Annotated in this window: 15 protein-coding genes; 12 read left to right on the top strand and 3 right to left on the bottom strand. The window is 64.1% G+C overall.

What is annotated here, in order from left to right; all coding sequences use genetic code 11:
• Nucleotides 1-95: 95 nt before the first annotated feature.
• Nucleotides 96-614: a GNAT family N-acetyltransferase gene (locus QEH68_RS14650; protein ID WP_207594207.1), complete on the top strand. Its 519-nt coding sequence runs from the start codon at nt 96-98 to the stop codon at nt 612-614.
• Here the strand turns inward: QEH68_RS14650 and QEH68_RS14645 are convergent.
• Nucleotides 595-1,992, bottom strand: coding sequence for a 6-phospho-beta-glucosidase (locus QEH68_RS14645; RefSeq protein WP_280623231.1), 1,398 nt, complete (start codon nt 1,990-1,992; stop codon nt 595-597). The genes QEH68_RS14650 and QEH68_RS14645 overlap by 20 nt on opposite strands.
• A 65-nt stretch (nt 1,993-2,057) precedes the next feature.
• Between QEH68_RS14645 and QEH68_RS14640 the strand changes: the two genes are divergently transcribed.
• The 6 genes from QEH68_RS14640 (at nt 2,058) to tsaD (ending at nt 7,393) form a co-directional block, all read left to right on the top strand.
• Nucleotides 2,058-3,152: a carbohydrate kinase family protein gene (locus tag QEH68_RS14640; protein WP_280623230.1), complete on the top strand. Its 1,095-nt coding sequence runs from the start codon at nt 2,058-2,060 to the stop codon at nt 3,150-3,152.
• 82 nt (nt 3,153-3,234) lie between these two features.
• Entirely contained in the window at nt 3,235-4,488 is a 1,254-nt protein-coding gene (alr, locus tag QEH68_RS14635; RefSeq protein ID WP_207594204.1) for an alanine racemase, read from the top strand.
• Nucleotides 4,485-5,069 (top strand): tRNA (adenosine(37)-N6)-threonylcarbamoyltransferase complex ATPase subunit type 1 TsaE, encoded by a 585-nt coding sequence (gene tsaE, locus QEH68_RS14630; protein WP_280623229.1) that lies wholly within the window; start codon nt 4,485-4,487, stop codon nt 5,067-5,069. The genes alr and tsaE overlap by 4 nt, the downstream gene beginning before the upstream one ends.
• Nucleotides 5,069-5,740 (top strand): tRNA (adenosine(37)-N6)-threonylcarbamoyltransferase complex dimerization subunit type 1 TsaB, encoded by a 672-nt coding sequence (tsaB, locus tag QEH68_RS14625; RefSeq protein WP_280623228.1) that lies wholly within the window; start codon nt 5,069-5,071, stop codon nt 5,738-5,740. The genes tsaE and tsaB overlap by 1 nt, the downstream gene beginning before the upstream one ends.
• Nucleotides 5,741-5,753: 13 nt before the next feature.
• On the top strand, nt 5,754-6,251 hold the full coding sequence (gene rimI / locus QEH68_RS14620) for a ribosomal protein S18-alanine N-acetyltransferase (RefSeq protein ID WP_089595758.1): 498 nt from the start codon (nt 5,754-5,756) through the stop codon (nt 6,249-6,251).
• Nucleotides 6,248-7,393 carry a tRNA (adenosine(37)-N6)-threonylcarbamoyltransferase complex transferase subunit TsaD gene (gene tsaD / locus QEH68_RS14615; RefSeq protein ID WP_207594201.1) on the top strand — a complete coding sequence of 382 codons (1,146 nt, stop codon included), beginning with the start codon at nt 6,248-6,250 and terminating at the stop codon, nt 7,391-7,393. The genes rimI and tsaD overlap by 4 nt, the downstream gene beginning before the upstream one ends.
• 29 nt (nt 7,394-7,422) lie before the next feature.
• Here tsaD and QEH68_RS14610 read toward each other — a convergent pair whose 3' ends face one another.
• Entirely contained in the window at nt 7,423-8,577 is a 1,155-nt protein-coding gene (locus QEH68_RS14610) for a glutamate--cysteine ligase (RefSeq protein WP_280623227.1), read from the bottom strand.
• 176 nt (nt 8,578-8,753) lie between these two features.
• Here QEH68_RS14610 and QEH68_RS14605 point away from each other — a divergent pair, with 176 nt between their 5' ends.
• The 3 genes from QEH68_RS14605 to QEH68_RS14595 all read left to right on the top strand — a co-directional run bounded on the left by QEH68_RS14605 (nt 8,754) and on the right by QEH68_RS14595 (nt 10,937).
• Nucleotides 8,754-9,902: a GTP-binding protein gene (locus QEH68_RS14605; RefSeq protein WP_280623226.1), complete on the top strand. Its 1,149-nt coding sequence runs from the start codon at nt 8,754-8,756 to the stop codon at nt 9,900-9,902.
• 36 nt (nt 9,903-9,938) lie between these two features.
• A complete protein-coding gene (gene ykgO, locus QEH68_RS14600) occupies nt 9,939-10,061 on the top strand; it encodes a type B 50S ribosomal protein L36 (RefSeq protein ID WP_011775528.1) in 123 nt (40 codons plus the stop codon).
• Nucleotides 10,062-10,124: 63 nt separating this feature from the next.
• Nucleotides 10,125-10,937 (top strand): shikimate 5-dehydrogenase, encoded by an 813-nt coding sequence (locus QEH68_RS14595; protein WP_280623225.1) that lies wholly within the window; start codon nt 10,125-10,127, stop codon nt 10,935-10,937.
• Nucleotides 10,938-10,941: 4 nt separating this feature from the next.
• Here QEH68_RS14595 and QEH68_RS14590 read toward each other — a convergent pair whose 3' ends face one another.
• Entirely contained in the window at nt 10,942-12,171 is a 1,230-nt protein-coding gene (locus QEH68_RS14590; RefSeq protein ID WP_280623224.1) for a class I SAM-dependent methyltransferase, read from the bottom strand.
• A gap of 67 nt (nt 12,172-12,238) precedes the next feature.
• On the opposite strand from QEH68_RS14590, the gene QEH68_RS14585 reads away from it, so the two are divergent.
• Complete coding sequence (locus QEH68_RS14585) at nt 12,239-12,601, top strand: hypothetical protein (RefSeq protein ID WP_207594196.1); 363 nt, start codon at nt 12,239-12,241, stop codon at nt 12,599-12,601.
• A 193-nt stretch (nt 12,602-12,794) separates the two neighbouring features.
• Entirely contained in the window at nt 12,795-13,091 is a 297-nt protein-coding gene (gene groES / locus QEH68_RS14580) for a co-chaperone GroES (protein WP_011775524.1), read from the top strand.
• Nucleotides 13,092-13,152 lie beyond the last annotated feature (61 nt).

Raw genomic sequence — 13,152 nt, 5'->3', positions numbered from 1 at the left:
CAAACAGCCAACACGCCTTTGCCCTGCAGAAAACACTACTCCTGCTGATCAAAGCCACCCCACGGCAACCCGGTGATGTGGACAAGGCTGCTAGCGTGGCCGCTGTGAGCCAAGAACAGACTTTCGACATCCGCAAAGCCACCCCTGAAGACTGGCCCGGTATCTGGGCCATCCTGGAGCCGGTGATCCGGGCCGGCGAGACCTTCACCTGGGATCGCGACACCTCCGAGGAAGCGGCCAGGAACAAGTGGACCAAGGACGCTCCCGGCCAGACGTTCGTGGCCGTGGGCAAGGACACGGGCCAGATCCTGGGAACAGGGGAGTTCCACGCCAACCAAGCCGGTGGCGGCAACCACATTGCCAACGCCGGGTACATGGTGGGGGCCAACAACTCAGGCCAGGGCATCGCCCGCGCCCTCTGCGCCTATTCGCTGAGTGAGGCCAAGGCGGCGGGCTTCTACGCCATGCAGTACAACGCCGTGGTGGAGAGCAACGTCCGGGCAGTTTGGCTGTGGCAGTCCATGGGCTTCCGGATCCTCGCTACGGTCCCGGAGGCCTTTGACCACCCGGAGATCGGGTACGTCGGCCTGCACGTCATGTATCGGAAGCTCTAGGGCCCCACAACTGCGCCAGTTCGGGAAAGGCTGCCTCGTACCCGGTGAGGAGTAGTTCGCCCAGCTCCGCCGATCCGATCAATGGATGCGCCGCGAAGGCACCCACGGCAGCGCTGCGCTCTCCATGGGCCACAGCGCGGATGGTCAGTCGTTCCACCTCCTTGACGTGCTGCATCAGCGTGAGGAACTGCCCGCCGGGCCGTGCTTGCGCAAGCGGCAACGCGCCGTCGGGCGTTACCTCGCAGGGAACCTCGACGACGGCGTCCGGCGGCAGCCCGGGCACGGCCACCTCCGCTGTGGCCAGGGCGCCTGACGGCAGCACCGGCGCGTTGGGCACGTTCAAAATCAGCTGGGCAGAACCGCCGCCGGACAGAGCCCGCATCACGGACAACGCCACGCGCTCATAGCCGCCGCCTGCGAGATCAGACTCGTCCCGTTGCTCTCCATGCGTACGCGCCTCGGCCAGGTAACCTTCCTCGCGGGCCCGGCGGGCGCCGTCCCACAGCTCAAAGGCGTGCGGGGCCTTTGCCAGGGCTGGATACAGGGCACTCTGCTGGTGGTGTATGGACGCTCCACGCGTTTCCTGCTGCCGGCGGATGGCGTCGGTAGCCTGCGCCGTTTGGTAGTAGTAGTAAAGGTATTCGTTGGGCAGGCAACCAAGCTGCAGCAAGGTGTGCTGCCCAAACAGCCTGCCCTCTTCCATGGACTCAAGGGCCGCATGGTCGGAAAGCAGGCCCGGCAGCAGATCCTGCCCGCCGGGTGCCAGCCGATACAGCCAACCGAGGTGGTTCAGGCCGAAGTAGCCCACGCCGTCGAGCGTTCCTTCTGTGAGCGGCGCGCCAACAGCCCGCGCCGCCCGGTGGACCAGGCCACCGGCGGAATCGCAGATACCGATTACTTTGCGCCCCAGCACCGGCTCCAGTGCTTCGGTGACCATGCCGGCGGGGTTGGTGAAATTGATAAGCCACGCCTCGGGGCAGTGGCGTCGCATCGCCTCGGCCAGTTCCAGCATGCGGGGGATCGAACGCAGGGCATAGGAGATGCCGCCGGCGCCTGTGGTTTCCTGGCCAAGCAGACCGAGGTCCAAGGCCACGCGTTCGTCGGCGATCCTGCCGGCGGTGCCACCGGGCCGGATGGCAGCAAAGACCATGTCCGCCCCAGTGAGGGCCTCCCGCAGGTCCGTGGACACCACGACGACGGGAGTGGAACCGCCGGCCGGGGGCATGTCCCCAATCACGGCCTCGATGGCTGCGAGCCGTCCGGCGTCGACGTCGTACAGCACCAACTCGTCCACCAGTCCGGCGAACGGGCCCGCGCATAAAGCCCGGTAGACAAGGGGTACCCGGAAGCCGCCACCACCGGCGATCATGAGCCGCATGACCCGAGTCTATGCAGGCCTCAACATCTATGCAGCCCACTACGGTGCAGCGTAGTCTGCGGTGCATGGACGCTATGCCCCAGCGACGTTTTGATCCCCTTGCCTCCCTACGGTCCCCTACGGACCAGCACTGCGACCTCCTCCTGACCGGAACCGTCTTCCAGGACATCATCTTCACGGGTCTTCCGCACTCGCCTGAGCCCGGCACGGAGATCTGGAGCGAAGGCATGGGAAGCTGCCCGGGCGGCGTAGCCAACCAAGCCATCGCCGCTGCGCGCCTGGGCCTGCGCACCAACCTCGCCGCGACCTTCGGGGACGATGGCTACGGCGACTACAACTGGCAGATCCTTGAAAGCCAGGAACACGTGGACCTCTCGCTGTCCAGAAAGATACCGGGCTGGCACTCACCCGTTACCGTGTCGCTCTGCGTCAACCAGGACCGGTCCATGGTCACCCACGGGCACCCCGCCCCCGTGAGTTCCTCCGAGCTGATAGGACAACCGCCCAAGGCGCTCGCAGCCGTCGCTGACCTGGGTGAGGAACTGGAACCGTGGATGCTGGCGGCGAAGGAAGCGGGCACCAGGCTTTTTGGCGTCGTGGGCTGGGATCCCACGGGGGAGTGGTCCGAACGGCGCCTGGATCTTTTGGAGAACTTCCATGCATTCCTGCCCAACGCGCCCGAAGCCATGGCCTTCACCGGTAAGGCGGACCCTTGGGCGGCGCTGTACGCCCTGGCAGACCGGGTCCCCGTTGCCGTGGTGACGCTCGGCCCACAGGGTGCCGTGGCGGTGGACTCCGAGACCGGCGAAGAAGAATGGGTGCCTTCCCTGCCGGTGTCCGCCTACGATCCCACCGGTGCGGGAGATTGTTTTGGGGCGGCCTTCATTGTGGGGTGCCTGGCGGGGTGGAGGTTGGGGGACCGGCTCCGGTTCGCGAACCTCTGTGCCTCCCTGGCCGTCCAGGAAGTAGGCGGTTCCCTGGCCGCCCCCGGGTGGGGAGACATCGCCGACTGGTGGCAGCGGGCCAACGCGCGGAAGGAACGCCAATCCAGCCAGTGGCTTCGGCGTTTCGCGTTCCTGGAACCTATCGTCAAGGACATCCCGGCGGAAGCCCAGCGCCGCGCACGGGCGACGATCGCGCATTTGTCGGACGCGCAGTAATGACGCGCAATCCCGACGCGCAGCAGGGAACCGGCTGGCCGGCAGTTAACCCGAATTCACCGGCACCACTAGAATCTCTAGGGTGACTTACGAAGCAGCTGCAGATATCGGTATCGGGTCGAAAGCCTCCATAACAAAGTCGGCGGTGCTGGAACGCTCCGCCGTGATTGACCTCGAAGCCGTGCGGCACAACGTACGTCAGTTTGTCGCCATTGCGTCCCCTGCTACGGTCATGGCCGTAGTAAAGGCGGACGCTTACGGTCACGGAGCCGTCCAAGTGGCACGTGCAGCACTCGACGCCGGTGCCGCCTGGCTCGGTGTCGCGCATATCTCCGAGGCGCTGGCCTTGCGCGCCGCCGGAGTGGATGCCCCCCTGCTCGCCTGGCTGCACACCCGTGAAAGCAACTTCCAAGCGGCAGTAGCCGCCGGCATCGACGTCGGAATTTCCGGCTGGGAGTTGGACGCCGTGGTCGCCGCAGCCCGCGAACAGGAACGGCCCGCACGCGTCCACCTCAAGGTGGACACCGGCCTGGGACGTAACGGCTGCCCCATCGCCGATTGGGACCAACTGGTTGGCCAGGCCATGGAGTACCAAGACCAAGGCCTGCTGCGTGTGGTGGGTATCTTCTCGCACCTCGCTGTGGCTGACGAGCCGCACAGGCCGGAAACCGATGAGCAACTGGCCGTCTTCCGTGAGGCAATCGCCATGGCCGAGGACGCCGGAGTGGACATGGAAGTCCGGCACATCGCCAACACCCCCGCCACGCTGTCCCGCCCGGACTCGCACTTCGATCTTGTGCGTGTGGGCCTTGGCATCTACGGACTCTCGCCCTTCGAAGGGGCAACCTCCGCCGAGCTTGGCCTGCATCCTGCCATGACCGTCCGGACACTGCTGTCCAACTGCAAGAAGGTACCCGAAGGCCAGGGCGTCTCCTACGGCCTCAACTACCGGACCAGCGGGGAAAGCACGCTGGGCCTGGTGCCGTTGGGCTACGCCGACGGTGTCCCGCGCATTGCCACCGGCGGGCCGGTCCGCGTCAACGGCACCAACTACCCCGTAGTGGGCAGGATCGCGATGGACCAGATGGTCATCGACCTCGGAGCACTGACGCCCGAAGAGGCAGCTTCTTTCAAGGGCGCGGAAGCCGTCATGCTCGGAGACGGTGCCAACGGCGGTCCCACGGCTGACGATTGGGCCGCGGCCGCGGGGACCAACAACTATGAAATTGTTACCCGCATCAGCCCGCGCGTGCCACGCACTTACCTCAACGAGGTAAGTGCGCAGGCAGAGGCCCACAAGGCTGCCGGCCATGCGACAGAGGCGGCAGCACTGTGAGCAAACCCCAATGGGAGCGCACGTTGACGGTCACGACGGCGGAGCAGACGCATGCGCTCGCAGCAGCCGTGGGCGGGGTGCTTGAGGCCGGAGATCTCCTGGTCCTGACCGGCGAACTGGGTGCGGGAAAGACGACGTTCACCCAGGGGCTGGGCGAAGGCCTTGGCGTCCGCGCCGGCATCATTTCCCCCACGTTCGTGTTGGTCCGGATCCACCCCAATCTGGCCGATGGCCCCAGGCCCGGCGGCCCGGACCTGGTCCATGTGGATGCCTACCGGCTGGAATCGGCCGCGGAGATCGACGACATCGATCTGGAAAACACCATGGACACCGCGGTGACCGTGGTGGAATGGGGCAGGGACCGGGTGGAGCACCTCTCGGACAGCCGCCTGGAGGTTGACCTGCACAGGTCAGTTGGTGGGGAAAGCCCGGCGACCGCCACCGCAGCAGCCGGTGACGTCATGGACTTCGATACTGATGACGACGACGAACCCCGCACCCTGGTTTTCCGTGGATACGGTCCGCGCTGGGCCGAAGCTCCACGGCTTCTTGAAACCCCGGCACCAGAGAAAGGCAACTGATGCTGATCCTGGCCATAGACACCTCCGCGGTGGCCAGTGCCGCACTGATTTCCGACGACGCCATGGAAAGCGTGGTGGATTCCTTCGCGACTGAGGACACCCGCAGCCATGCCGAAGTCCTGGCTCCCGGGATCGAAAAGCTCCTGGCCGGAGCGGGCGTCACGGGTGCCGATATCGATGCAATCGTCACCGGAGTGGGACCGGGCCCGTTCACGGGCCTGCGGTCCGGCATTGCGACCGCCCGAACCTTGGCCTTCGTCTGGAACAAGCCCCTGTATGGCCTGATGAGCCTGGACGCGATCGCCCTTGAGGTGGCCGAGTCCACGTCCGCTGCTCCTGAATTCCTGGTGGCCACCGACGCCAGGCGCAAGGAGGTTTACTGGGCGCGCTATACCTCGGCAGACGGCCAACTGCCGGAGCTTGTTGACGGGCCGCATGTGGGTTTCGCATCCGGGCTTCCGGATTTGCCGGTGTTCGGCGCCGGCGCAGGTTTGTACGCCGAGGTCCTGAAGGCCAACGAGGACTTTGCCCAGACCCAACCTGACGCAGCATCGCTGGGCCAGTTTGCCTTGGCCAGGCTCACTGCCGGGCAGGCGCTGCTGGACTCCACTCCGCTGTACCTGCGGGAATCCGACGCGCAGGTTCCCGGGCCCCGGAAGCGTGCGCTGTGAGGGGAGGCGAACTGTGAAATTGTCACCCAAGCTGGAGCTCGCAGGGGTTTCCCTGCGCGACATGACGGAAGCTGATATCCCGGCCGTAGAGACCCTGGAGCGCCGGTTGTTCCCCGTGGACGCCTGGCCGTTGCAGATGTTCTTCGATGAATTGGCGCAGCCCGAGACCCGCCGTTATGTGGTGGCTGAGGTCGCCGGAGAGATCGTGGCTTATGCAGGGTTGATGTGCATCGAGCCGATAGCGGACGTCCAGACGATCGCCGTCGTGCCTGAGTTTGAAGGCAAGGGCATCGGCTCCGCCGTCTTGACCGAACTCATCGACGAAGCCCGGCGGCGCCGGGCGGCGGACGTCCTGTTGGAGGTCCGGGCAGACAACCCCCGGGCCCAGCAACTCTATGTGAGGTTCGGCTTCGAGCAGATCCACGTCCGACCCCGCTACTACCGGGACGGCACGGATGCACTGATCATGCGTCTTGAACTGAACAAACCCCACGAAGGAGACACAGCGTGAGCGGCGCTCATCCGGAACAGCCCCAGCAACCATTGGTGCTCGGCATTGAATCCTCGTGCGACGAGACCGGCGTAGGGATCGTGCGGGGCACCACCCTGCTCACCAACACGGTGTCCTCGTCCATGGAAGAGCATGTACGTTTTGGTGGCGTCATCCCGGAGATCGCTTCGCGTGCGCACCTGGACGCGTTTGTCCCCACCTTGCAGGAGTCCCTGCATGAGGCTGGTGTCACGTTGGACGACATTGATGCCATTGCCGTCACGTCGGGACCCGGCCTCGCCGGCGCGCTCATGGTGGGCGTCTGTGCGGCGAAGGCCTTGGCCGTTGCCACGGGTAAGCCGCTGTATGCCATTAACCACTTGGTGGCGCACGTTGGCGTGGGGCTGCTGGATGCGCGGACATCACCGGATGGCAAGCACGACGCCGGTGCTGCCGCCGGACTGGGTGCCGGAACGTTGCCTGAAAATCTCGGAGCCCTGCTGGTATCGGGTGGGCACACGGAAATCCTGCGGATCCGGAGCATCACCGATGATGTTGAGTTGCTGGGCTCAACCATCGACGACGCCGCGGGTGAAGCCTATGACAAGGTGGCCCGCATCCTTGGCCTCGGCTACCCGGGTGGACCTGCCATCGACAAACTGGCACGCCAAGGCAATCCCAAATCCATCCGCTTCCCGCGCGGCCTCTCGCAGCCCAAATACATGGGTACGGCGGAGGAGAAGGGCCCGCACCGCTATGACTGGTCTTTCAGCGGCCTGAAAACGGCGGTGGCCCGGTGCGTTGAACAGTTCGAGGCCCGTGGCGAGGAAGTGCCCGTGGCGGATATCGCCGCCGCGTTCCAGGAAGCCGTGGTGGACGTGATCAGCTCCAAGGCGGTCCTCGCCTGCAAAGAGCACGGCATCACCGATGTGTTGCTGGGTGGGGGAGTTGCAGCCAACTCACGGCTTCGGGAACTGACCGGGCAACGCTGTGCGTCGGCCGGGATCACGCTTCACGTTCCGCCGCTGGACCTTTGCACGGACAACGGTGCCATGGTGGCGGCCCTCGGTGCCCAACTGATCATGGCCGGAGTTGGACCGAGCGGAATAGCGTTTGCGCCGGATTCCTCCATGCCGGTAACCACGGTTTCTGTGCCTGCCTAGGTTCGCGCCCAAGCAGGCACAGTCTCCAACTACGAGGCGTCCGGTCCCTTGCGCATTTGCTGAACGAGGTCCATGACCACTGCCTGCAGGTCCCCGTTGTGCTCGGCAGCAATACGCCGTTGGCGCTGGTAGCTGGCTCCACGTTCGATGATCTTCAGGACGTCTGCCAGTTCCTCGGAGCAACCCAGCTTTTCTGCCACAGGTTCAAGCCGCGCAACGGTCTCTGCAAGGTGTTTGGTGACCAGTTGTTCGTTGCCCTCGGCGTCGAGGATGATGATGGCTTCCATGCCATACCGCGCGGCACGCCACTTGTTCTCCTGCACATGCCATGGCGGCATGGTGGGGATGCTGCCGCCGGCGTCCAGGATGGAGGAGAACTCGTCCACGAGGCACTGGGTCAGCGCCGCAATGGCGCCTACTTCTTCAAGTGTCGCCAAGCCATCACAGATGCGCATTTCGATGGTGCCCAGGTTTGAGACGGGGCGGATGTCCCAGCGGATCTCTGACGTTGAGTCGATGACTCCGGTGGTGAACATGTCCTGGACGTAGGACTCGTACGCCTCCCAGGTTTCGAACTGGAAGGGCAACCCGGCGGTAGGGAGTTGCTGGAACATGAGGGCACGCTGGGAGGCGTACCCGGTTTCTTCCCCTGCCCAGTAAGGGCTGGAGGCGGACAATGCCTGGAAGTGCGGGAAGTAGTTGACCAGGCCGTCGAGGATGGGGAGGACTTTGTCCCGGCGGTCAATGCCTACGTGGACGTGGACGCCGTAGATGACCATTTGGCGTCCCCACCATTGGGTCCGCTCAATCAGTTTGGCGTAGCGCTCTTTGTCCGTGACGGGCTGGAGCAGGGGAGGGCTGAAGGGGTGGCTGCCTGCGCAGAACACTTCAACGCCCATGGGATCGGTGACTTCGCGCACCGCGGCGAGGGAACGGCCAAGGTCCTCTTTGGCGTCCTTGACGGTCTCGCAAATGCCGGTGACAAGTTCAACGGTGTTGAGGAGCAGCTCGCGCTTGATGTGGGGGTGTTCGTCGTCCTCATTGAGGTCCGGGTGGTTGGCGGCGACGCCTTTCAGGACATCGTTCGCCACCGATACCAGTTCCCCGGTACGTGCATTGACGAGCGCCAACTCCCATTCCACACCCAGTGTCGATTGCCTGGATGGCGCAAAATCAATCTGCAAGTAGTCCCCTCAATTTGTACTTTCCGGCCTTGTCAGCCGGGCACGGTTCCCCGCTGCGGGGCCGCCAGCGGTCGGATCAAGTCTAATGCAGCAGGAACACCGGTGATATCGACAGGAACCGACGTCGCAGCATGCCGTCATTTGCTAATGAGAACTATTCGCATTAGACTCGAGCCATGCACCTCACAGTCGTCAGTTCCCTGGACAGCCAATGCCGGGAGGCAGCCGCCGCAAGGCTCGACCGAACCCATGAGAACTCCGTGGTTGTCCTCCACGATCTCCTGGACGGTTCGCTGGTCCTTCGACGCGTCTATCGGGGCGGTCAGCTGTTCGAACGCGAAACCACGGTCCTGGAGCATGGTTGCCTCAGCTGCACCGTCCGGCTTGACGTAGTCCCGACGGCGGAACGCCTCGCCGCCTGCGGCTTCGACCACGTGGTCCTGGGCCTCCCGCCGGGAGTTGCCGCAGGCATGGCCGTCGCAGAACTTCGCCGTGGACTCAGCCAGCCGGCTGTCATGGACAATGCGGTGCTGGCCATGGACCCGGCGGATTTGGATGACCACATCTGGGACCGACACACCCTGTTCGAATCCGGGTTCACCTCCATGCCCCAGGATGAGCGCACCAGTGGCGAATTCCTGATTGGTGAGTTCGGCCAGGTGGACACCGTGATGGTTTCCCCGGGTCTGGGAGCGGTATTGACCGGGGATCCGCGGGAAGGATCGGAGGCGTGGCTGGTCGGCTTGGAACTGCTGGGCCAGTTGGCGCCCCATGCCAATGCCGTCGGCTCGGCCGGGGAATTCCGGCCGGGTTGCTTCGACGATGCTGAAGCAGCGGCACGTAACCGGCCCGGCGTCGTGCGTGTGCCCCTGAGTGAAACACCTGGTCCCTTCCGGACCGTGCTGCACAAAGCGGGCCGTCCCCTTCACCCCGGACGCTTCCGGGATGCCCTGCCACAGCTGGCCATCGGTACGCACTGGCTGCGCGGCCGCTTATGGATCGCCTCCGCGCCCACGCGGCGGATCGCCGTCCAGGGCATTGGCCCCAGGGTCTGGCTCGAAAGTACCGGGAACTGGCTGGCCGACTCTGCAGGGTCCGGCCATGGCGAGGCAACCGCAAAGGCCGGCGCCGACGTCGACGCGTTCCTGGACTGGCACCCACACCACGGAGACCGCGGCACCGTGCTTGCCATCACCGGACGCTCAGAGGACATCGACCCCACGGAAATCCGCGAGCTCCTGGATGGCTGCCAACTGACGGAGGCCGAAATGACACTGGACTCCGGCGTCTGGGACGACCCCCTGGAACTCAGCGACGCCCTCTAAATCGAAGACCCACACCCACATCAAAGGAGAAACACCATGAAGGTCAGGAATTCACTGCGTGCCCTCAAGAAGATCCCCGGCGCCCAGATCGTGCGCAGGCGGGGGCGTACCTTCGTCATCAACAAGAACAACCCCAGGATGAAGGCGCGCCAGGGCTAACCCGCGGCAGGGTAAAAGGTGCAATGAATACACGGCTCTACCAACAGGGCGTTTAATGGGGGAATGCCAATCCTGAACAAAGACATGTCCCTGTGCATTTCGCTTGCGGCCCGGCCCAGCAATATCGGGACCAGGTTCCACAACTATCTCTACGATCTGCTCGGCCTGAACTTTGTTTACAAGGCATTCGCGCCCACTGACATCACCCTCGCGGTAGCGGGCATCCGCGGCCTCCCCATCCGGGGTGCCGCGGTGTCCATGCCGTACAAGGAAGCCGTGATCCCGCTGGTTGACGTGATGGACCCTTCAGCCAAAGCCATCGATTCGGTGAACACCATCGTGAACAACGACGGCGTCCTCACTGCTTACAACACGGACTACATCGCCATTGCCCGGCTCCTGAAGGACCACCAGGTTCCCAGCAGCCACACTGTCCTTCTCAGGGGTGCCGGAGGCATGGCAAAAGCAGTTGCCGCAGCGCTCCGGGACGCAGGGTTCACCGCCGTCACTATCGTGGCGCGCAATGAAACCACTGGACGAGCACTCGCGGATCTCTACGGATTCGGGTGGCAGGACGACGTCAACGGCTCAACAGCGGACCTGATCATCAACGTCACCCCGCTGGGGATGGCGGGTGCGGATGAGACCGCGCAGTCCTTCGACGACGCCACGGTCGTCGCTGCCCAGGTGGTCTTCGACGTCGTAGCGCTGCCTTCTGAGACGCCGCTCATCACCGCCGCCAGGAACTCCGGCAAGAAGGTCATCACCGGTGCCGAGGTCATCGCCATCCAGGCCGAAGAACAATTTGTGCTGTACACGGGTGTGCGCCCCAGTGCCGGGCAGGTCCGCGAAGCCTCGGAGTTCTCCCGTCGATGAGGTGCTAGCCGGTCACCGGCTCCACCACAACAGCCACTCTTTCCTCACCGATCCTGGTGAGGACCAGGGTGGCTGTTTTTGCGTCCTTGCCCTTTGATGGTTTGGCGGGAAGCAATTGCTTGCGCAGCTCCTCGGGAGTCACGGCCGTGCCGCGCTTCTTGATGTCCAGCACGGTGATGCCGTTGGCCTTTACCCACGTCTTCAAGGCCTTGACGTTGTAGGGCATCACCTCAAGCACCTTGTAGGCCCGGGCAAACGGAGTGTCGTGCAGTTCGGGCGCGCAGATGTAGGCGATGTGCTCATCCACCAGGTGCCCGCCCAGCCTTTCGGCGATGTCGGCTACCAGGCCTGCGCGGATGACTGCGCCGTCCGGTTCGTATAAGAAACCTTCAACAGGCCCGACGGTGGCTGCGGGACCTGCGTCGAAGTCTTCGCCGCTGGTGATTTCAGCGGCGCCCTGGCTGCCGATGACCAGGGCCGCCCGCCGCACGCCGGGGCGGGCTACGCCGTTGAACCACAGGGTCACTTCGGTGACGTCCCCGCCCACCGAGACCCATTGGGCCTCACAGCCTGAGGGTACGGAATCATGGGGGATGCCGGGCCCCATTTTGACGCCAATGGCACGTCCTGTGGCTGCCAGCTTCTCCACGAAGGACAAGGGGGGAGAGAAAGCCTCAGGGTCCCAAATCCGCTTGGTCCCCGACGTGGACGTGGTGCGTCGTGCAGGATCCAGCCACACGCCGTCGATCCCGTCCAGCTCCACGGACGTGGCATCCGAGTGCACCACGGTGGCGTGCGGGAACGGGATGAGGTTGATGGTGGCGCAGGCAGCGGTGGTTTCATCCATTTCAACGGCTGTCACTGAGATGTCCATGGACGCCATCGCCATGGAATCGGCGCCGAGGCCACATCCGAGGTCGGCCACATGGGAAATGCCGGCCTTGGCGAAGCGTTCGGCATGTCGGGCTGCAACGTTCAACCGTGTGGCCTGCTCCAAGCCTGCTTGGGTGAACAGCATCTGCCGGGCGAACTCGCCGAACTTTGCCTCGGCTCGGGTACGCAACCGTGATTGCGTCAGGACTGCGGCCACCAATTCGGCGGAGTGGCCGGCTTTGCGGAGATCCGCGTTGGTGCTGAAAGCGTCGGCCTCGCGGTAGGGCCCCAAGGAGGCCAGGAGTTCCCATCCTTCAGTGGTCAGCAAGGGTGCGATCTGTTCCTGCGGTGCGTGAGGCATGGAATCAAGCCTAACGGCGCGGCACTTGACAACGTGACGGGCGAATCAGCCGGATAGGGTTGTTTTCATGGAAGACACCGCAGCCCCGCAACCCTCCACCATGATGAAGTTCGCGCGACCCGCCCTCATAGCGGGGGCCGTGATCGCTGTGGTCTGCATCGGCTTGCTGATCATCATCTTCGCGTTGGATTCCTTCAACGCGGCCACCTATTCCGTCGCCGGCAAGAGCGTCAATGATGCTACCGACGAAGCACGGGACATCCGCGAGCTCTACAGCGGCGCCCGCACCGGTGGGATGATCACCTTGGTGATTTCCGGCGTCGTTGCTGTTGCGGCCGCTGTGCTCCTGTACCTGAACCGCGGCAATGCCCCGCTGGACGAGGATGACGACGGCCAGGACTATGACCTGGATGACCTCACGGGACGGTGACCTGCGTTCACCCATGACGAAATGCTGGCACTCACCTTGACCGAGTGCTAACGATTTACATAGAGTCTAGTTAGCACTCTCCCCCGGAGGGTGCTAATAAATGCCAAGCGTCTTCCGGCACCGCGACGGCGGATGTACGCTCCGGCACCCTAGTTCTTAGTCCATGAATCAGCTCATGAAAAGGAGAGTCCGAGTGTCGGTCTCGATTAAGCCTCTTGAGGATCGTATTGTTGTTCGCCCGCTCGAAGCAGAGCAGACCACGGCTTCCGGCCTGGTTATTCCGGACTCCGCACAGGAAAAGCCGCAGGAAGGCGAAGTTGTTGCAATCGGCCCCGGCCGTTTCGATGACAACGGCAACCGCGTACCGGTTGACGTAGCTGTTGGCGACGTCGTCATCTACTCCAAGTACGGTGGAACCGAAGTCAAGACCGGCGGCAACGAGTACCTCGTTCTGTCCGCCCGCGACGTCCTTGCGATCGTCGTAAAGTAACTTCCCGGAGCCCCGCACCGCCGTCGCGTTGGAAATCATTTCCGACCGTCAGCGGTGCGGG

Origin of the sequence: Paenarthrobacter sp. OM7, assembly GCF_029873575.1 — a bacterium.
GTDB lineage: Bacteria > Actinomycetota > Actinomycetes > Actinomycetales > Micrococcaceae > Arthrobacter.
The sequence above is the reverse complement of the archived record's forward strand: the minus strand, read 5'-3'. Positions and strand labels throughout refer to the sequence as shown.

Coding starts and splice junctions, on each gene's coding strand:
- QEH68_RS14645 (WP_280623231.1), bottom strand. CDS start 1,992: ATGCGGCTCATGATCGCCGGTGGTGGCGGCTTCCGGGTACCCCTTGTC.
- QEH68_RS14595 (WP_280623225.1), top strand. CDS start 10,125: ATGCCAATCCTGAACAAAGACATGTCCCTGTGCATTTCGCTTGCGGCC.
- tsaB (WP_280623228.1), top strand. CDS start 5,069: ATGCTGATCCTGGCCATAGACACCTCCGCGGTGGCCAGTGCCGCACTG.
- QEH68_RS14590 (WP_280623224.1), bottom strand. CDS start 12,171: ATGCCTCACGCACCGCAGGAACAGATCGCACCCTTGCTGACCACTGAA.
- ykgO (WP_011775528.1), top strand. CDS start 9,939: ATGAAGGTCAGGAATTCACTGCGTGCCCTCAAGAAGATCCCCGGCGCC.
- QEH68_RS14585 (WP_207594196.1), top strand. CDS start 12,239: ATGGAAGACACCGCAGCCCCGCAACCCTCCACCATGATGAAGTTCGCG.
- QEH68_RS14640 (WP_280623230.1), top strand. CDS start 2,058: ATGGACGCTATGCCCCAGCGACGTTTTGATCCCCTTGCCTCCCTACGG.
- QEH68_RS14605 (WP_280623226.1), top strand. CDS start 8,754: ATGCACCTCACAGTCGTCAGTTCCCTGGACAGCCAATGCCGGGAGGCA.